General features: G+C 63.2%; 17 protein-coding genes. 9 read left to right on the top strand and 8 right to left on the bottom strand.

All coding sequences use genetic code 11. The annotated features are described in order from the left end of the window. Positions 1-225 carry a hypothetical protein gene (locus AC1RJY_RS13060; protein WP_011773396.1) on the bottom strand — a complete coding sequence of 75 codons (225 nt, stop codon included), beginning with the start codon at positions 223-225 and terminating at the stop codon, positions 1-3. A 116-nt stretch (positions 226-341) separates the two neighbouring features. Between AC1RJY_RS13060 and AC1RJY_RS13055 the strand changes: the two genes are divergently transcribed. From AC1RJY_RS13055 to AC1RJY_RS13040, 4 genes are all read left to right on the top strand, one after another. Continuing rightward, positions 342-803 (top strand): MarR family winged helix-turn-helix transcriptional regulator, encoded by a 462-nt coding sequence (locus tag AC1RJY_RS13055; protein WP_011773395.1) that lies wholly within the window; start codon positions 342-344, stop codon positions 801-803. 113 nt (positions 804-916) lie between these two features. Further along, the gene (locus AC1RJY_RS13050; protein WP_498602457.1) at positions 917-1450 is read left to right on the top strand and encodes an SSI family serine proteinase inhibitor; all 534 of its coding nucleotides are present in this window, start codon (positions 917-919) and stop codon (positions 1448-1450) included. Beyond that, the gene (locus AC1RJY_RS13045) at positions 1437-2375 is read left to right on the top strand and encodes a 3-methyladenine DNA glycosylase (RefSeq protein ID WP_210064717.1); all 939 of its coding nucleotides are present in this window, start codon (positions 1437-1439) and stop codon (positions 2373-2375) included. The genes AC1RJY_RS13050 and AC1RJY_RS13045 overlap by 14 nt, the downstream gene beginning before the upstream one ends. Before the next feature lie 29 nt (positions 2376-2404). Next, the gene (locus AC1RJY_RS13040; RefSeq protein ID WP_011773392.1) at positions 2405-2809 is read left to right on the top strand and encodes a serine protease inhibitor; all 405 of its coding nucleotides are present in this window, start codon (positions 2405-2407) and stop codon (positions 2807-2809) included. A 90-nt stretch (positions 2810-2899) separates the two neighbouring features. On the opposite strand, the gene AC1RJY_RS13035 is transcribed toward AC1RJY_RS13040, so the two are convergent. Then, positions 2900-6019, bottom strand: a complete 3120-nt coding sequence (locus tag AC1RJY_RS13035; RefSeq protein ID WP_498602584.1) for a S8 family serine peptidase — start codon at positions 6017-6019, stop codon at positions 2900-2902. 316 nt (positions 6020-6335) lie between these two features. Further along, the gene (locus AC1RJY_RS13030) at positions 6336-9272 is read right to left on the bottom strand and encodes an exo-alpha-sialidase (protein ID WP_498602456.1); all 2937 of its coding nucleotides are present in this window, start codon (positions 9270-9272) and stop codon (positions 6336-6338) included. Between the two features lie 209 nt (positions 9273-9481). Here AC1RJY_RS13030 and AC1RJY_RS13025 point away from each other — a divergent pair, with 209 nt between their 5' ends. Together AC1RJY_RS13025 and AC1RJY_RS13020 are read left to right on the top strand one after the other, a co-directional pair. Next, entirely contained in the window at positions 9482-10429 is a 948-nt protein-coding gene (locus tag AC1RJY_RS13025) for a phosphoglycerate dehydrogenase (RefSeq protein ID WP_498602455.1), read from the top strand. Positions 10430-10554: 125 nt separating this feature from the next. Further along, the gene (locus AC1RJY_RS13020; protein WP_011773388.1) at positions 10555-11523 is read left to right on the top strand and encodes a manganese catalase family protein; all 969 of its coding nucleotides are present in this window, start codon (positions 10555-10557) and stop codon (positions 11521-11523) included. 60 nt (positions 11524-11583) lie between these two features. Here AC1RJY_RS13020 and AC1RJY_RS13015 read toward each other — a convergent pair whose 3' ends face one another. Both AC1RJY_RS13015 and AC1RJY_RS13010 read right to left on the bottom strand, forming a co-directional pair. Then, positions 11584-11874, bottom strand: a complete 291-nt coding sequence (locus tag AC1RJY_RS13015) for a DUF1540 domain-containing protein (protein WP_017198375.1) — start codon at positions 11872-11874, stop codon at positions 11584-11586. Between the two features lie 164 nt (positions 11875-12038). Further along, complete coding sequence (locus AC1RJY_RS13010) at positions 12039-12221, bottom strand: hypothetical protein (protein ID WP_011773386.1); 183 nt, start codon at positions 12219-12221, stop codon at positions 12039-12041. A gap of 305 nt (positions 12222-12526) precedes the next feature. Here AC1RJY_RS13010 and purS point away from each other — a divergent pair, with 305 nt between their 5' ends. Genes purS through purL form a run of 3 tightly spaced genes read left to right on the top strand, consistent with a single transcriptional unit; the run spans position 12527 to position 15856 of the window. Beyond that, positions 12527-12778, top strand: coding sequence for a phosphoribosylformylglycinamidine synthase subunit PurS (purS, locus tag AC1RJY_RS13005; RefSeq protein WP_011773385.1), 252 nt, complete (start codon positions 12527-12529; stop codon positions 12776-12778). A gap of 1 nt (position 12779) precedes the next feature. Further along, positions 12780-13550 carry a phosphoribosylformylglycinamidine synthase subunit PurQ gene (gene purQ / locus AC1RJY_RS13000; RefSeq protein ID WP_014920684.1) on the top strand — a complete coding sequence of 257 codons (771 nt, stop codon included), beginning with the start codon at positions 12780-12782 and terminating at the stop codon, positions 13548-13550. Next, positions 13547-15856 carry a phosphoribosylformylglycinamidine synthase subunit PurL gene (gene purL, locus AC1RJY_RS12995; protein WP_011773383.1) on the top strand — a complete coding sequence of 770 codons (2310 nt, stop codon included), beginning with the start codon at positions 13547-13549 and terminating at the stop codon, positions 15854-15856. Before purQ ends, purL begins: the two co-directional genes overlap by 4 nt. Before the next feature lie 74 nt (positions 15857-15930). Here purL and AC1RJY_RS12990 read toward each other — a convergent pair whose 3' ends face one another. From AC1RJY_RS12990 to AC1RJY_RS12980, 3 genes are read right to left on the bottom strand one after another with little or no spacing between them, the layout of a single operon-like run. Then, positions 15931-17349, bottom strand: a complete 1419-nt coding sequence (locus AC1RJY_RS12990) for a putative bifunctional diguanylate cyclase/phosphodiesterase (RefSeq protein WP_498602454.1) — start codon at positions 17347-17349, stop codon at positions 15931-15933. Further along, positions 17346-17849 carry a hypothetical protein gene (locus AC1RJY_RS12985; RefSeq protein ID WP_011773381.1) on the bottom strand — a complete coding sequence of 168 codons (504 nt, stop codon included), beginning with the start codon at positions 17847-17849 and terminating at the stop codon, positions 17346-17348. Before AC1RJY_RS12985 ends, AC1RJY_RS12990 begins: the two co-directional genes overlap by 4 nt. Further along, a complete protein-coding gene (locus AC1RJY_RS12980; protein ID WP_210064722.1) occupies positions 17846-19024 on the bottom strand; it encodes a GGDEF domain-containing protein in 1179 nt (392 codons plus the stop codon). Before AC1RJY_RS12980 ends, AC1RJY_RS12985 begins: the two co-directional genes overlap by 4 nt. Positions 19025-19162: the final 138 nt, after the last annotated feature.

Raw genomic sequence — 19162 nt, 5'->3', positions numbered from 1 at the left:
TTACCGCAGCGACTTGTCCTCCGGGTTGCGTGGCACCACATAGGTGCTGCCGTCGGGCCGGCGGAGGGTTTCCCATTGCTGCGTCTCAGCCTGGCGCTGGGCGAGCAGTTTCCGGTTGGCGTCGGTCATCTCGTGGTCCAGGGAGCTGCTGTGCGCGGGGCCGAAAATTATCCGGAACTTCCCTGTCGCGCGCATGAATTTCCGAGTGAAGGATTCCTTGGCCACGCGGATCGACTCCTCTTTTAGGCGGTTCAATGAGTCCATAGTACGCTAATAATTAGTGCACTAACTAATCGCCGGGTGTGCGCTAATAGATGAGGCAGCGAGCACAGGAGGCAGCCATGACAGCCGTTGATGAGTCCACCCCCGAGACGGACGACCTCCTTCTGGAACGCCAGCTGTGCTTCGCCCTGACCGTGGCCTCCCGCAGTGTTGTTGGCGTCTACAAGCCTGTGCTGGAGCGCCTTGGACTCACCCATCCCCAGTACTTGGTAATGCTGGCCCTCTGGGAACGAAGCCCCCGGACCCTGAAAGACATCAGCGACAGCCTCCTCCACGAGCCTGCCACTCTCTCCCCTTTGCTGAGGCGTTTGGAGGAAGCCGAGCTGATCACCCGCGAGCGCGTACCCGGCAACGAGCGGGCGTTGGCCGTGAAGCTGACAGATAAAGGTGCCGCACTCCGCGAGCAGGCCACCGCTGTTCCGGGCGAGATCCGCGAGCGCCTGCAACTCAGCCGCGAAGAAGTAGCTGAACTCCACCAGGCCATGACCGGGCTGATCGCCGCCACCCAGCGGAACAACTAGGCGAACCGGACAAACCCGGCAGCGTTGCCCCTAGCCAAGCGCACAGCCTCAGTGGTCTCCTTGAGACGAGCACCGGAACTGCCACGTAAAATGGATGCAACTTAGGAGATTAGATGCGCATGCGATTTGTTCGGCCCTTACTGGCAGTACTGGCCGTCGCCGGACTCGCCGCATGCTCAGGCAGCCCCACCCCGGGTACTACGGGAAGCGCAACCCAGGCGCCGTCGTCGTCGGCCACCTCCAGCAGCCCAAGCAGCACCGCAACTCCAAGCGCCTCCCCCACCAGCACCTCGGCGGCGCCGGGACAGGGGAACGCGGAGCTCTCCATCACGCTCCTTGAAACTCCGGAAGCGGCACCCCAGATGTTCACGCTCGTCTGCACAAACGGCGCGCCGGCAGCTGAGAGCAGCCACCCCTCGGCGGCCGAGGCCTGCACTGCACTCAAGAACAGCCCCTCCCTCCTGAGCCCGGCCCCCACCCGGACGGATCAGGCCTGCACCATGCAGTACGGCGGCCCGGCAACGGCCAAGGTAACCGGCTCCGTGGATGGCAAGGAGGTCAGCGCTTCCTTCAACCGCACGGATGGCTGCCAGATCGGCTTATGGGACGCCGCAAAGAGCGTCCTCGGTTCAGATGGCGGCCTCTAGGCTGCGGCACCTCCCCCAAGCGCAGTGGCTCGGGCTGGAGGCAGCCCATCACGCGCGCGTCGCTCGCTACGCCGATCCCTATCTGGCCCGCCGTTCGGCCGGCAAGAAACACCCCGTGGAGGACTTCCTCTTCACCTACTACACGCAGAAACCGGGCCAGCTGCTCCGCTGGCATCCCGGCGACGGCGTGGTCCTCAGCGGCGAACGCGCCTTGGAGCGCGTCGCTTGGAAGTTCTACAGAACGCTCGACGACGGCGAGCTCGCCTCAGTGGGGCTGGCCCCGGACACGCCGGCGGTCACCTTTGATCGGGGCAGCTTCATGACCGATCGCGCCGAAGCTGTCCGCTTTGCGGGAATCATCCTCGGGGGCACGGCCAAGCGACCGGCACAGTTTGGCTGCTTTGGCTTGCACGAGTGGGCCATGGTGTACCGGCAGGAAAAGTTTGAGCTGCGGCACGAGTACCTGCAACTGAGGCTCGGCGGCGATGGCACGGACGCAGTTGTTGAAGAGAACCGCATCCGCTGCTCGCACTTTGACGCTTTCCGCTTCTACACACCCGATGCCATCCCACTGAATGAGCTCACGCCCACCCGCGAGAACCAGCGCAGCATGGAGCAGCCGGGATGCCTGCACGCCAACATGGACCTGTATAAGTGGGCCTACAAGCTGACGCCGGCGCTTCCGAGTGAGCTGGTGATGGACTGCTTCGAACTGTCCTGGCGAATCCGCGCGATGGACATGCAAGCATCTCCCTACGATCTTGAGGAATGGGGCTACCCGCCCATCAGGATTGAGACACCGCAGGGCAAGGCCGAGTACGTTGAATACCAGCGGGCTTTCGCGGCCGAATCCCAGGAGCTGCGGGCCCGCGTGCTCCAGGCAGTAGGGCCGCTCTTGGACGAGCTGAGCGGTTTGGCTGCCTGAGCACCCGCCGCCACCAGCGAAAGGTAACCATGGTTTCCGCAAACACGAGCGACACAAGCACGAGCGAGTACGACGTCGACCTCACAGTCACGCTGACAGAGGCACCTGGCGCTGAGAGCCACGAGTTTTTCCTCCGGTCCGCCACCGGCATCCTCTCGCCCGACCCTGACTCGCTGGACTCGAACTTGCCGGACGCACGTGCCGCGCTGGCCGCCGTCGAGCAGTTCGGAGAGGAAATCTTCTTTCCGGAACCCCGTCCGGACCGGATCTGCACGCAGCAGTACGGCGGCCCGCAGGTAGCTGTGGTGGAGGGTTGGTTCCGGGGACGCAAAGTTCACAGCCAGTTCAGCAGGACCGATGGTTGCGAGATCGCCCGTTGGAAGACCTTAGCTGCCTTGTTGGGCAATACAGGGGGCTCAACCGGGGCAAGCTAAGCCCGGCTCGCGCCACCCTTTCCGGCTGCACAACAGCAGTGGCCGGCGGGAACACCCACCGGCCACTGCTGTTTATCGACTCAAAGGGGATCAGCCGGCGTTGTTGCTCTGCGTCGGCTCGTCAGCGCGGATCTTGCCGCGGTGCTTCTTGTCCTTCTTGTCCTTCTTCGGGTCTTCCTCATCAGGAACCACCACGGCTCCGCCCGGGTTGACCAGGACGGTGACGAAGCTCGGCTCGCTGGTTCCTGCGAAGGTCAGACGACCAATGTAGGAACCGGGTTCAAGGTTCTTCCAGTTCAGCGAAATCTGACCGGTCTTGCCGTTGGCGAGGCGGATCGGATTCGGCGTCACGGAGGCGTTGCCCTGATTGGCGCCCAGGACCGCGGCATCAACAGTTGCCTTGGTGGCCTGGTTGTTGGGGCTCGCGTACAGGTTGGCGTAGACGTAGTAGTCGCCTGCTGCCGGGTTGGGCACGGACAGGGTTTCGCTTGCTGAGGCGGTGGCGGCCGGCAGTTGCTGACCGGACGGGGTGACCACCAGCATGTCGAAGTCCGCGGCCTCGTTGGAGGAGATGACCGAGAACTTAGCAAGGGCGCTGCCCTCACCAACGGTGACCTTCTTCACATAGTTGGACGCATTGGTCTCGCCCGCGAACGGACCCGGAACCAGCTCGACTGCAGAGGAATCGGCCTTGGAAAGACCATCAATGGTCACACCCACCGGCAGGTTGGTGCCTGAGGTGATGTTGATGGTTCCGGAGCCGTTGGGGCCCGTTCCGGTGAAGGCCAACGCCTTATCCGCGATGACTGACTGCGGCCGCACTGCGATGGGCGAGGTGACGGTCTTGTTGGCACCCTGCCAGTTCAGCGAACCCATGGCGAACTTGCCCAGGGCAGCGTTGTTGTTTTCGAACTGAACCTTGAAGGTCTTCTTCTCGCCGGGAGCCCCGAAGGTTAGGACTGACGGTGTGACTTTGACGTTGACACCGGGGACGTTGACTGACGCCCGGTATGTTCCCGGAGTCAATGCCGTCAGGGTACGAGTGACCTCGATCTTGCCGGCCAGGTTGCCCAGGGCGAAGGAAGGTACGTTCATGTCGCGTGCCTGGGTGGTGCCCAGCCCTTCCATGCCCAGGTCCATGCCTGTGCCTTGGATGAACTTCAGGTAGTCCTCGGTGGTGGCGTCGTACACGAGGCCCGGTGAGAGTACCTTCGCAGGATCCACCTGCCCGGCACCGGTGGCAAAAACGTCCTTGTTGACGGCGCCGTTGGCCAGCTTGACCGGACCAGCGGTGGTCATCATGGCGGACTTCACGGTGGCCGGGGACCACTGGGGGTTCTTGGCCAGGATCAGCGCGCCGAAACCGGCAACGTGCGGGGAAGCCATGGACGTTCCGGAGAGGAAGCCGAAGTTGTCCCCTCCGGTTCCGATCGGCGAAACGCCTGCGAGGATCGCGACGCCCGGCGCGGACACGTCAGGCTTCAACAGGTCCGAGTCCGTGGCGAGCAGCGGACCGCGGGAGGAGAATCCGGCGATCTGCGGCTGCGCTTCAGCAGGCAGGCCCGTGGTGTCCCGGTTTAGCAGGGACACGGTGATGGCCGGGTTGGCCGTGACCTTGTCCTTGATGGTCTGGGTGGCGGGCGGGTTCACGTGGACCGTGGGAATAATGTGCTTATCGGTGTCCAACGATGAATCAGTCAGGTTCACCAGGATCATGCCAACGCCACCCCCGCGCAGAACCTCCGCGCTCTTGGCGGTCCGGTCAACAACGCCGCGGTCACAGACAACAACCTTGCCGGCTACCTTGGCCGGGTCCAGCGAGCCCGGGGCGCAGAGTGCCGCGTTGCCTTCACCGCTTGCGGCGTTGGTGGAAAGCACGACGCCGGCCCCGGTCACCTCGCGGTTCATGATGGACGCTCCGCGGAATTTGCTGCCATCGGAGAACTCAACAGTGCCCTGGAGCTCTTGCGAGAAGGAGGTGGCGGCTACGGTAGTCAACCACGGCGCTCCATGGTTCACGGTGCTGGCGGTCGGTCCGGAGTTGCCGGCCGAGGTTGCCACGAAGATGCCTGCGGAAGCGGCTGACAGGAATGCCAACGACACAGGATCCGTGGTGGACGTGGTTGAACCGGAGATGGAGTAGTTCAGGACATCCACGCCGTCCAGGATGGCTTGTTCGATTGCATCCACGGAAGCGGAGCCGTAGCAGCCGCCGGTGGCGGGATCGGTGTCTTCCCAGCAGACCTTATATACGGAGAGCTTGGCGGCGGGTGCGATGCCGCTGGTTGTTCCGAAGCTGCGGCCATCTACGACGGCGTCAACGTTGGCGTTGCCCGCTGCCGTGCTGGCTGTGTGGGTGCCGTGGCTGTCCGCGTCCACGGGTGAAATGACTTCTTCCGGGGCACGGTTTTCCGGCGGAACTGTTTCGAGGAAGGCGTCCGCGAAGTAGTGGGTGCTGAGGACCTTGGAGTTGCAGGCGCTGCCGTCGTAATCCGCGCCGGTATCGGTACCTGGCTGGCATTCGCCGACGAAAGTATCGCCGTCGGCTTTGAGCATGGCGATCTTGCCGTCGGCGGTGCGGTAGGGAACGCCGACCTGGGGGTTGCCCACCAGCGGACCAACGGGCTCACCGGCGAAGAACGGGTTGGACGGGGTGTAGCCGGTGTCGATCACGCCAACAACGGTGCCCTTGCCGGCGTTGTCCTGGCCGCCGTACTGCGTAGCCCAGGTTCCGTTGGGGCCGCTGAGCTTGAGGAAGTCGGTAGTGGAGTAGTCCGGAGCGTACTGCGTATCCGGCGCCACCATGAGGACCTTGGGATCCTTGGCGAGGTTGATTGCTTGGTCTGCCGTAAGGGTGGCACTGAAGCCGTTAACGGCAGTGGTGAAGTCACGCTTGATGGTGACGTTTTCCTGCTGGGCGACCTCCTGCTGCTTCTGTTGGAGGTGCTGCTGGTATTGCTTCACCTCGGCACTGTCGACGTCCAGTTTCTTGCCCTCTTCGGGTTTGGTGGGCGCAAGGCCCGCCGTGCCGCCGTCGTATGTGGCTGCAGGCTTCTCGGCAAGGACCACCATGTAACGGCCGTCCTTGTAGGAGCCGGGGTCAAGGTTCTTCTTGGCCACGCCTGCAACATTCCCGGGCGCCTCCGGAGCGGGAGCGGCCTGGGCCGGCATCGCCATGGACGAGAGCAGCAACGGCAGGCCGACGGCCATCGCCGCCGCCTTCCGGAGTCCCCCGCTTCTGACGAAGCTCTTTCCTTGTGATTTCACGAGTGGTTGCACCTTTCACTGAGGGAGGACCGGGCTCCATCGCCCAGGCCTGTCAACTTTCAGTTGGTTGAACCTTTGACAGTTCTTGTCAAAGCCGCGCAACCAGCCGAGTCACAGAGTACCTAGTGATAGCCGAATATGACATACAGCACATTTCAAGATTTTTGTCTTGTCACAACAAGGGTGATTCGTCATGGAATGACAAACGGCGGACCGCAGGAGAGTCCTGCGATCCGCCGCCTGCTTCCGAGCCACATGGCTAGCCCTTGGGGGTCACCTGCAGGCGGTCGAAGGAGACTTGGCCGCCGTCCTTGTCCAGGACCACCGCGTCATCCCGGCCGTTCTTCACGTCCGACGGAAGAATGAACTCCACTGCGTTATCCGTGGTGGGGAAAATCCATCCGAGCCGGTAGCCCGTCTTATTCAAGTACACGTAGTACCAATTCCCGTACTCCAAGCCCTTGAGCACTACCTTCTGGCCCGTGCGGTACTTATCCGCAGTCCCGAGGTCCGTCGGCGGCGTGCCCAACTCCTGGACAGTCAGTGTCGGCACAGAGTCTGGACGCGCTGGCTGAACGGCGAGCGCCAGCGGGTCACTCCCGGCTGCGGCCGCAACTGCCCGGGAACCATTCCAGGCCGTCGCTTCAAACGAGACAGCACCCAAACTCCCCGCAGCAACGTCCGCGGCTGTCAGCACACGCTCTCGTGTAGCCGTAACGGTGTCACCGGCAGGCAGCGTGGCCGCCGAGATGCCGGCGTCGGGCGCCTCCAATCCGGTCACTGCGACGTTCCCGGCGTTGCCCACCGTGTACGTGTACGTCACGGGATCGCCGACGCTCGCGAAGCGGTCGCCGTCAGCGTCGCTCCACTCGGCAGACACGGTTCCCTCCAGCTTGGGCTCGCGAACCTTGAGGTCCACTTCGCCGCCGTCCACCGTAATGGTCTTGGTGCTTTGACCGGCCGAGCTGACCTCCCAGGTGGTCTTCGGAATGAAGAAACCCTGCTCGGCTTCTTCTGCGGTCACGGTGTGGCGCGGGGTGGCACACTGGTAGCTTTGGCCGGCCGGGAGCACACTGTAGCGGCAGTTGCCGGGCCCTTCCGGCAGGAACGGGCTGAAGTTACCGGCTGTGGGGACCACCTTCTCCACCAGCGGACTCGTGTTCTTCACCGTGAAGGCATATGGGACCTGGTCGCCGGCCGCGTATGGCTGGGTTGCCAGATCACGTCCGACGTCGGCGCGCGCCCCGCTGATATCGGCCGTCAGCAGGCCGTCACGCAAGGCCACCGCAGCGCCGGTGAACGGTACCGTTTTGGTCAGCGACGGCGTCGAGCTTGCCGTGATGCTGAAGCTGGCCTCCGGCACGAAATAGCCGCGTTGGATGTCGGCTGCCGTGATCACGTGCTTGGCGGTGGTGCAGGTGTAGCTGGCACCTGCGGCCAGATTGTTGAACCGGCAATTGGGGGCCGACGGCGGCAGGAACCCGGAGTCGAACGTCCCGGAAACCGGTACTGAATTGGCCGTGACGTTGGCGGTGCTCTTGACGTTGAGCGAGTAGCTGAGAACGTCGCCCATCTGGTAGGGGCTGGCCACGACATCGCGGGCGGGTGCCGTCCCGGTAATGGTGAGGCCTACCTGCGGAGCTGCCGGCACCGTTGCGGTGAAGGTGAACTGCGAAACCCGGCCGTTCGCCGTCGTGAAGGCTGCATTGAGGTTCTGCGGACCGCTGGCGTTGGCCGGTGCCGTCAGGGCAACGTTGACGGTCACCGAAGCGCCGGGGGCGACGTCGGGAACCGGCACCGTGGTGGCCGACCAGCCGCTGGGTGTGTAGACGGTGGCGCTGGCGCCCGAAAGTGTGGCGGCTTCCTGGTTGGTGACAGTCACGGGCACCTGCTGGGTGGCCCCCGGCGCGGTGGTGACAGCCGGGACAGCCAGCGGGGCACAGACGTAGTTCAGCCAGGCGTCGTCGAACTTCGCGAACGGCATGTTGTCCGTGTAGTTGCCCTCGTAGAGCACACCGAACTTACCGTTTTCCAGGCGGGTGACCGTGGAGTAGGCGGAGAAACCCGAACGGATGGTGCGGACGCCCGGCCAGGTGGCGCCGTCGTCACAGGAGACCCTGGCCGAGACGTTTTCGCGGCCGGTCTTGGAGTTCGCGTTGGTGAAGATGAGCTTCTTGGCATCAGCCGAGCCCTGCGCAGCGTTGGGGAACATCCGCGCAATGGCGCCGTTGTTGGCGGGATCCGGGAGTTCGGTGTCCTGCGTGACCGGGCCATATGTGGCGCCACCGTCCGTGGAAATGGCCACCTTGCGGTAGCCCTGGTTGGCGTTGTCCCGTGAGTTCAGGAGCACGCGGCCGTCGGAAAGTTCTACGGTTTTGTTCTCATCCATGCGGTCCCCGACGTTGGCGCCCTTGTGCCAGGTGGCGCCATGGTCATCGGAGTAAACGGAGTATGCCTGGATCTTGTTGGTGCCGTCCGCCTGGCGGATATCGCCGGCGAACTGCTGGATCAGGCGGCCCTTGTATTGGCCGTACTTGAGCTGGATGCCTTCGCCGGAGGATGCGAAGTTGGACCTGACATCGCCGGCAACAGGGCTGGTCTTGCTGGTGCCCGGCTTGGTGACGTTGGTGATGAGTCGGGGCTGGCTCCACGTGACGCCGCCGTCCGAGGACTCGATAACTGCCGAGGAGATCACAGTCCTGTCGGCGTCATTGTTGCCGAATTGGCTGCCGCCGAAGCCCTGGTCCTTGGAGTACACGAAGAAGGCTAAGACCTTGCCGGCTTCGGCATCGTAAATGTAGGAGGGGTCGCTGTATCCGTATTTGGGTCCGCTGGCATCGCCAACATGTCCCGCGGCGATGACGGTAACGGGTCCCCACGTCTGGCCGCCGTCGGTGCTGCGGCGCTGCACGATCGAGTTCGGGTTGGGGGCATCCGCGGCCGAGCCCGGACGCCCGTCCCAGGCCGCGAGCACCACGTTGTTGCCCAGATAGGTCAGGGCCGGAATCCGGTAGAAGAAGTTGGCGGCCGTACGGTCAGCGCCGATGTTGGCCTCGGTGAATGTACCGGGAGCTGCCGCGGGGTTGCTGGGCGGAATGGGTGCAGCGGTGGCGGGAAGGCCCAAGCCGGCCAGAAGGCCCAGGCTGACGGTGCCGACGGCGGCGATGCGGGCGAGAGGTGATGAAGAGGATCTCAAATCCGATGTCCTTTCGAAACTGCTTCGAGCGGGAGGATGCGAAACGACGACGTGGAGATTACTTGTGTTACGTGCCACGTCGAACGTCCTACAACCATAGGGTGTCAGTCGTCACATTGCTAGAGATGAATCGCAGTAGCCTCTCCGAGCTTGGTGAAGCGATAGCCTCGAGAGCGCAAACACCCGCCACATTTACCCTTGGAGCCCCCGTGAAAATCCTCGTCCCGGACACCATCGAACTGGACCTCGCCCATCTGGTTGCCGCGGGTGACGATGTGGTGGTTTACGCGGTGGACAAGCCCGTCCCCAGCGAACACCGTGACGCTGAGGTGCTGGTGGTGTGGCGGAACACCTCGGAGAACTTGTCCGACGCCGCTAAGGAAATGTCCGCCCTCAGGTTGGCGCAGACGCTCGCAGCGGGCCCGGATTCAGTGCTGGCAGCGGGCTTCGCGGACAACGTGGCCATCACGTCCGGCCGCTCACTGCACGACGGCCCCGTCGCCGAACACGCACTTGCCCTGATTCTGGCCACAGTGCGCCGCCTGGACCAGCTGATGGAGTCCCAGAAGGCCTCGTCCTGGAACCAGGCATATAACGCAGCCCAGTCCGTGCCTGACACTGAGCACCTTTACACGCTCGACGGCGCCAAGGTCACCATTTGGGGCTTCGGTTCAATTGCCGGGCGGCTCGCTCCCCTGCTGGCCGCACTGGGTGCAAAGGTCACCGGCGTCGCCAGCTCCAAGGGCGAGCGCCATGGCTTCCCGGTGGTGGCCGAGGACGAATTCCCCGATGTCCTGCGCACCACGGACGTCCTGGTCTCCATCCTGCCGGCCACTCAGGACACCGCGGATGCCCTGAACGAAGAAATCCTCCGCAGCCTCCCGGCCAGCGCAGTCTTCGTGAACGTTGGCCGTGGAGCCACCGTTGACGAAGAGGCCTTGATTGCCGCACTGGAAGAGGGCAGGCTGCGGGCGGCCGCCCTGGACGTCACCAAGGACGAGCCGCTGCCCGCCGATTCCAAACTTTGGAGCGCCCCCAACCTGATTATCACTCCCCATGTGGCAGGCAACCGCCCCAAGGGGTCGGCCAAGCTGGTCACAGCCAACATCTCCGCACTGAGGGACGGCAAGCCACTAACCAACAAAGTTGCGGGCTAAGCAATCCCCAATTCCTCACGGAATTCCTTGCATTGAAATAGTAAGCATGCTTATTGTAATGATTCCGGGGTGGCCAGCAGAGGGTTTCCATCCCACGCATAGCATGAGACAACGTGAGGAAACGTATGTACCTGCACACCCAGCTTCTCATCAATGAAATCGCTGCAGACGAGCCAGATCCCGCAGCCGCCAACGCCCTCCAGGAAGGCCTCGGCGGACAATTCGGCGAGATGCGCACCATGATGCAGTACCTCTTCCAAAGCATGAACTTCCGGGGCGACGCCGCCTCGAAGCCCTACAAGGACCTCCTCCAGGGCATCGGCACTGAGGAGATCAGCCACGTGGAGCTCATTGGAACCACCATTTCCCAGCTCTTGGACGGCTCGCCGCGCTACCAGGGGAAGAAGTCCGATCCTGTGGACCAGCCGGGTGCCGGCGGAGCCACTCCCCTGAAGATCGCGCTGGACACCAGCAACATCCACCACTATCTGGTGGGTGCCCAGGGTGCCCTGCCCGTGGACGCCGCGGGCAATCCGTGGAGCGGATCCTACGTCTACAACAGTGGCAACCTGGTGCTGGACCTGCTCTACAACCTGATGCTTGAGTCAACGGGCAGGCTCCAGAAGTGCCGTATCTACGAGATGACGGAAAACAAGACGGCGCGCTCCACCATCGCGTACCTGATCGTTCGCGACCAAGCCCACGAGAATGCTTACGCCAAGGCCTTGGAGAGCCTGGGCGTGAACTGGGGCAAGGTCCTCCCCATCCCAAAGACCAACGCTGAGCAGTTCCCCGAGGTGAAGAAGCTGCTGGACAAGGGTCTCCAGAGCATCCAGTACACCTTCAGCGCCGACAACCTCAGCGAAGCAGGGAAGCTCTACCGCGGAGCGTCGCCCTCCAATGACGGCACCGAGCTGAGCACGGACGTCATGCCCGAAGGATTCCCGATCACCATTTCTCCGGAACGCAAGGAAGAGTTTGCTCCCGGCCTGGACCCGGAGCTGCTGGCCTTGATCCAGGCCACGGCAGAGCAGGAAATGAAGGAAGCCGATAGCCCCAAGGAAGCCAAGCCTGCGGCAACCAAGAAGAAATAGCGGACACAAAAGGGTCCCCGCCTCAACCGAGGCGGGGACCCTTTTGGTCGTCAGGAAATATCAGGCGTGCTCGTACGTCAGGCAGTCGGCGGCCTCACGGCCGGGGCCAACCTTGACGTCGTGTGCTTCGCACATGAGGTTGTTGTTGTGGACGCATTCGGAGCGCTGGCAAGCGCCAACGTGGGCAAGAACCTTGGGAAGGCCACCCATGGCATTCGTGTCAATGAACGTAGCGCAGGAGGCGTGGTCCTGGCTGCCACCGATGGTGATTCCGAATGCGGTGCATCCGTTGTGGTTGAATCCGCACGTGCCAACGCTACAGGCGGATACTTCGGCAATGTGTTCGGTCATTGTTCCTCCTGGTGTGGGTCCTGAAAGGTACCGGGGCTTTACCCCTGGTGTACTTCCAAACTACGCCGAAACCACGCCTTTTAACCGCTTTGAATAGCGCATTTGTATGTGCCCTAATCCGCGTCATTCCGCCGGAAAACAGCCACTCGGAGGTTAGGTCCTGCTTACTTTGGCGTGCGCAGGGCGTCGCTGATTTTGGCTCGCGTTTCCTTATCCAAGGGCGCGGTGACGCGATGCTCCCGTGCCGCCCGGTCAGCCATGATCTTTTGGATGACCATTCGGCCCAGACCTGCAAAAACGGCTGCGGCCACAACGCCCAGCACCATCGATTTCGGTTTCTCAGCCATGCCGCAATCCTAGTGACGCCCGCCACGCAGGGAAAGTGCCGCCGTCGAGCCGTCAATTGAGGCTTTTTCCCCCGCCGTGGCGGGGTGTCCTCGCGCAATCCGGCTGAATAGGGTATGCGCGCCGCTCCCGGTAGAATGGGTGTGCAAGCTCGCGGAGCGCCCCCCATGCCGTTCAAACATTGCAGTTCACAACCGTGTTTAACCTGTGTTCATAACGCTGTTTGAATGCGGCTGAACGGCGTGAGACGGCACCTCCGCGGCAGCCTTATTTAAGGTTCACCCAACTCACGCACAGGAGTTACCGGATGCCCCGGATCGTCGTTGACGTCATGCCCAAGCCCGAGATTCTGGACCCCCAGGGGAAGGCCATCGTGGGTGCTCTGCCCCGCCTCGGCTTCAACAGCTTCAGCGCAGTCCGCCAGGGCAAGCGCTTCGAACTGACCGTCGACGGCGAGGTGACCGACGCTATCCTGGCTCAGGCCCGTGAAGCTGCTGAGACTCTCCTGTCCAACCCGGTGATCGAGGATGTTGTCAACGTCGAGGTCGTCGAGGCCTGATATGACGTCGATTCCCCTGATTGGCGAGGCTGTGGCCGTCGCCGCAGAACCCCGCTTGGCCGGCGCCAAGATCGGCGTCGTCACCTTCCCCGGCACCCTTGACGACCGCGACGCCGCCCGTGCGGTGCGGCTTGCAGGCGCAACGGCGGTGCCGCTCTGGCATGCAGACACTGAACTCGGCGATGTTGACGCAGTCATCATCCCCGGCGGTTTCTCCTACGGTGACTACCTCCGCGCCGGCGCCATCTCGCGGTTCGCTCCCTTGATGTCCAAGATCATTGACGCCGCGAACTCCGACGCCAAGCTCCCGGTTTTGGGTATTTGCAATGGTTTCCAGATCCTGACCGAGTCGCACTTGCTGCCCGGTTCCATGATCAAGAACGACCACCTGAAGTTCATCTGCCGGGACCAGACACTGCGCGTGGAAAACGCCAACACTGCCTGGACTGTGGACTACACGGATGGCCAGGAGATCGTTGTGCCGCTGAAGAACCAGGACGGCCAGTACATCGCTGACGAGAAGACGTTGGACGCCCTTGAGGCTGAGGGTCGCGTGGTGTTCCGCTACGTGGGCTTCAACCCGAACGGCTCCCGCCGCGACATCGCGGGCATCTCCAACGCGGCCGGCAACGTAGTGGGCCTCATGCCGCACCCCGAGCACGCAGTGGAGACCGGCTTCGGCCCGGAGTCCCTTGATGGCGCGCCCCGCGACACCGACGGCCTGGGCTTCTTCACCTCCGTTTTGACCAAGATTGTGGGAGGCGACAAGTGACCACGGAAACCACCAAGAAGTTCAACATCGATACCGTTGAGCACGCTGCCAAGACCCCGGACACGGAACTCCCGTGGGCCGAGCTCGGCTTGAAGCAGAACGAATTCGACGAGATCGTCAAGGTCCTTGGCCGCCGCCCCACCGGTGCCGAGCTGGCCATGTACTCCGTCATGTGGAGCGAGCACTGCTCCTACAAGTCCTCCAAGAACCACCTTCGCCAGTTCGGCGAGAAGGTCACCGAGGAAATGAAGAAGGACATGCTGGTTGGCATCGGCGAAAACGCCGGCGTCACCAACCTGGGCGACGGCTGGGCCGTAACGTTCAAGATCGAGTCGCACAACTCGCCTTCGTTCGTTGAGCCGTACCAGGGTGCCGCTACCGGCATCGGCGGTATTGTCCGCGACATCATTTCCATGGGTGCCCGCCCGGTCGCCGTGATGGATCCGTTGCGCTTCGGTGCGATCGACCACCCGGACACCGCCCGCGTCATGCATGGTGCTGTTGCCGGCATCGGCGGCTACGGCAACTGCCTCGGCCTGCCGAACATCGGCGGCGAAATGGTCTTCGACTCCGTCTACCAGGGCAACCCGCTGGTGAACGCACTGGCAGTGGGCGTCATGCGCCACGAGGACATCCGCCTGGCCAACGCCTCCGGCAAGGGCAACAAGGTTGTCCTGTTCGGCGCGCGCACCGGTGGCGACGGAATCGGCGGTGCTTCGGTGCTCGCTTCCGAGTCCTTCGACGACACCAAGCCGTCCAAGCGTCCGGCCGTCCAGGTGGGCGACCCCTTCGCAGAGAAGGTCCTCATCGAGTGCTGCCTGGAGCTCTTCAAGGGCTCGCTGGTTGAAGGCATCCAGGACCTCGGCGCTGCAGGCATCTCCTGCGCCACGTCCGAGCTTGCCTCCAACGGCGACGGCGGCATGGAGGTGGAGCTGACCTCGGTCCTGCTGCGCGATCCCACGCTGACCCCGGGTGAGATCCTCATGTCCGAATCTCAGGAACGCATGATGGCCGTGGTCACCCCGGAGAACATCGCCGCGTTCGAAGCTGTGATGGACAAGTGGGCTGTGGAGTACTCCTGGTTGGGTGAGGTCACCGATACCGGTCGCCTCATCATCACCTGGGAAGGCGAAGTAATCGTCGACGTCGATCCCCGCACCGTTGCGCACGACGGCCCGGTCTACGACCGTCCGTTCGCCCGCCCGGAGTGGCAGGACTCGGTTCAGGCCAACTCCTTCACCGGATCTGTTGAAGACGCAGGCCGTCCGTCGGCTCCCACCGAGCTGGCTGCGGCCGTCACCGAGCTCGTGGCATCGCCGAACATGTGCAGCAAAGCCTGGATCACCAAGCAGTACGACCGCTACGTTGGCGGCAACACTGCCATGGCCTTCCCGGACGATGCCGGCGTGGTCCGCGTTGACGAGGAAACCGGCCTGGGCGTTGCCCTGGCCACTGACGCCAACGGCCGCTACACCTACCTGGAGCCCTACCAGGGTGCACAGCTCGCGCTGGCCGAGGCCTACCGCAACGTTGCCACCTCCGGCGCTGTTCCGATGGCCGTCAGCGACTGCCTGAACTTCGGTTCACCGGAAGACCCGGATGTCATGTGGCAGTTGGCTGAAGCCATCCGTGGCCTGTCCGACGCCTGCATGGAGCTCGGCATCCCGGTCACCGGCGGTAACGTATCGCTCTACAACCAGACCGGCACCACGCCGATCCACCCCTCCCCCGTGGTGGCTGTCCTGGGCAAGCTCGACGACGTCGCCCGCCGCACGCCGTCAGGCTGGCGCGAGGACGGCCAGGCCATCTACCTGCTGGGCACCACCGCAGCAGAGCTGGACGGTTCGGAATGGTCCAACCTCCGCGGACACCTTGGTGGCTTGCCGCCGAAGGTGGACCTCGCAGCTGAGCGCGCATTGGGCGAGATCCTGATCAACGCTTCCCGCGACGGCATGGTTGACGCAGCACACGACCTCTCCGAAGGTGGCCTCGCGGCTGCCTTGGTTGAGTCCTCGCTGCGCTACGGCGTGGGCGCCCGCATCGCCCTTGAGGAACTCATGGAGCGCGACGGCGTGGACCTGTTCACCGCCCTCTTCTCCGAGTCCCAGGCCCGTGCAATCGTGTCCGTGCCGCGCTCCGAGGAAGTCCGCTTCAAGGACATGTGCACGGCCCGCGGCTTCGCCCACCTCCGGATCGGCGTTGTTGACGCTGCCGGTGGAAAGCTGGAGATCAACGGCGTGGACGAGCTCTCCTTGGACGCTCTCCGCGAAGCACACGAAGCCACCCTGCCCAAGTACTTCGGTTAAGAACAACTAAGCCAAAAGGCCCCTGCGAGCGTCCGCCAGGACGTGTGCAGGGGCCTTTTGCTGTCTCACAGGGTTTACCCCGGCCAGGTCCGCAGCCGCGACAACTGTTCAGTGAACTCCGCCTCCGGCAACGGCCTGCCAAAGTAATACCCTTGGCCGCTCGCGCAGCCGATGCTCCGAAGTGCCTCTGCCTGTTCGGCGGTCTCGATTCCCTCCCAAACGCCCTCCAAACCACAAGAATGGATGACGTGCTGGATGGCGGCCAGGAAGCCCAGCTGGGAAGGATCTTTCCCCAAGTCCTTCACGAATTGCCGATCCACTTTCACCCGGTCCACGGGCAGTTTCCGCAGGTAGCCCATGGACGAGTAGCCGGCTCCGAAGTCGTCGATCTCAAGTCCGACACCTAGCCTGTGCAGACTCGCCAGTGTGTAACGGTCCAGCTCGTTGTTCTGGATGATGGCGCTCTCCGTCAGCTCCAGCACCAGTGAATCCGGGGCCAGGTGCTCCTCCGCCAAGGCCGCACTGACAGCGTCCACGAACTCCAGGCTTTGAAGGTCCGCGGCCGAGGCATTGATCCTCATGGAGAAGTCCTGCTGTGCAGTGACAGGATGGTCCCGCCAACGCCGCAACTGACGCACGGCCGTGCGCAGGACCCACCTGCCCAGTTCCGCAATGAGGCCGGTCGCCTCAGCTATGGGAATGAACTGGTCCGGCATGATCAGGCCGTGCACGGGGTGGTTCCATCGGACCAGAGCTTCGCAGCCTTCGATCCTGCCGGTGGAGAGCTCCACGATCGGCTGGTAGTAGAGGACCAGCTGGTCTGCACGGATGGCTTCGCGGAGTTCCCCCACTATCTGCCGCTGGAGCAGCTGCGCGTGCAGGGTTGCGGGATCGAACACCTTCAGCTTGTTCCTGCCCTCGTTTTTGGAATCTTCCATGGCCAGATCGGCCTCTTGGAGAATGTCCTCGATGCTGTGATGCGGTTCCGCGGTACGCAGGCCGACGCTTGCGCCGCAGCGGATGCTGTTGTTCCCGAGGTCAATGTTCGGTTCCAGCGCTGCCAGGATGCGGTTTCCGACGGCGGTGGCCCGGTTTTGCGGGGTGGCGGGCAACAGCACGGCGAATTCGTCGCCGCCCAAGCGGGTGACGACGTCGTTCTCCCGGACTGCCGACCGGATGCGCATGGCGACGGTGACCAGAATCTGGTCCGAGGCGGCATGGCCGGCGGAGTTCTTCAGTGCTTTGAAGCCGTCCAGGTTCACCAAGAGGAGTGCCGGGGGGACGGCGCCCTTGGCCGCGGCTTCCTGGGCTTCGATGAAGGAATTGACCAGCGCCTGACGATTGCCGAGCCCGGTGAGGGCGTCTGTGAGGGCATCTCGGCGCTGTTCGTAGCGTGCTTGGTGGAGCTCCTGCATGAGTGCCTGGACGTGCCGCTCCAGTTTCTCGATCCGTGAATCAGCGGGGACCAGCCGGTGGGGCTTGGTGGCGCTCACGACTCTTCCAGGCGTCGCAATGATGAGTCGGCCACAGCTTGCGGCTTGGATACGGGGTTGCGGCGTTCGTCCAGGAAGAGCCGGTAGGAAGCGATGTCCAGCCTGCCGTCCGGCTCCACTTTGTTTCCGGCGCGGTAAACGTGGGTGATCCATGCCCCGCCCAGGATTGCCTCAATCCAGGCATCGCACTCTGCCAGCGGGAGGTGAACACGTGTGCCGGTGTTCCTGCGATGACCAGCGATGGACACCGTGATGCAGCTGCCCAGGAGGCCCTTGTCCGCGGTGAACCAGGCGAGGCCTTCGACGTCGGCCACTATGGTCAGATTCGCGTTGCTGTCCTCCACCGACTGAACAGGGCTCATCCTGACCGAGCGGCGGTCCGCGTTCAGCGTTGTGGGCGTCCCTGCTTTGTAGGGAGCGCTGGTGATGTCTTGCCGGAACGCGGACAGTTCCTGGGTGTGCTGGATCTGGATCCGGGTGGTGAGTTCGTTGAAGGTCATGATCGTGCCTCATCCGCGATAGTGGCCGCCTCGAGGCGGTCGGCTCCTACAATCCTGTTTCTGCCTTGCGCCTTTGCGCTGTAAAGTGCTGCGTCCGCTACCTCGATCATGAAATTGAGGTCTGCGACAGCGGGGATGCTGGACGTTACTCCATAGCTGACGGTGGGGAAAACCACACCTTCGGGGGTCTGCATGGCTGCCATCCGGCGACTGATTTCGCTTGCGATGTTCTCGGCCCGGTCCTGCGTTGCGCCCGGCAGGAAGAGGACGAACTCTTCCCCTCCATACCGTCCGATGAGGTCCGTGGACCTGACCGATCCGGCGCAGGCTTCAGCGAATGCCCGCAAGGCCACGTCCCCGGCCCCGTGCCCGTGCTCGTCATTGACGGCTTTGAAGTGGTCCAGGTCCGCCAGGACTACGGATGCGCCCGAGCCCGTGGATTGCAGACGCTCAAGTTCAGTGGTGGCAAGGTCCAGGAAAGCTCCGCGGTTGAGGAGTCCCGTCAGATGGTCGCGGGTGGCACGTTCACGGAGGCCTTTGATGAGTTGATCACTGGTAAGGGCCGTCATGCTGAAGGACACGGTGACCAGAAGCACCATGGATATCAGTGCGGACGGTCCGGGTCCGAAGTAGGTGCGGAACGTGTAACTGGCCGGCCCTTCGAATGCGTAGACCACCCAGCGGCACAAGTAGTAGACGGCCAACATACCCGCGGCCACGGACAGGGCTTTGTGGACTTGCGAGTGCGAGGACTTGATAAACCAGAGGTCATACGCTGCAAGTGCTATGCCCAGGGTCATCATGGCCAGATAGACCAGGCCGCCCGACCAAACATTGTTTCCCGGGTTTTCCAGGAACGACGCGACCGCAGTGACGGCCGGTCCAAGCGCCAACTGCCATGGTGCGGCTTTCCGGTTCCTCAGGGTCTTCGCTCCGGCCCAGACGCTGAAGGCTCCAGCCACCACAAGGACGTTACCCAAGGGGTTGGCCCACAGCTGGTGGGGAGTTCCGTTGAGGAGGAACGCCGCGTTTCCCACCATGAACTCGAGCAAAGCCAGGCTCCACCAGCCTGCGTACGGCGAGCGTGTGCGGTGGAATGAGGCGCAGAACAGCAGCAAGAGTGTGACAGTGACTACGCCAAGCGCAACCCTTACCGAGAACGCATCGAGCACCATGTCCAACCCCCTCAGCTGGTCATCATTCTGCCTTTGAGTCCAGTGTCGCGGGGCTTTCTCAACCTCGATGCGGCATTTGCTCAGGATTTGCTCAAGATCGTTTGTGGTCCCACCTCTACCAGTCGATCAAGACAACTT

The organism is Arthrobacter sp. GW822-FHT05G07, from assembly GCF_058799755.1.
Note: the sequence above shows the minus strand (reverse complement) of the source record. Positions and strands in the feature narration are given on the sequence as shown.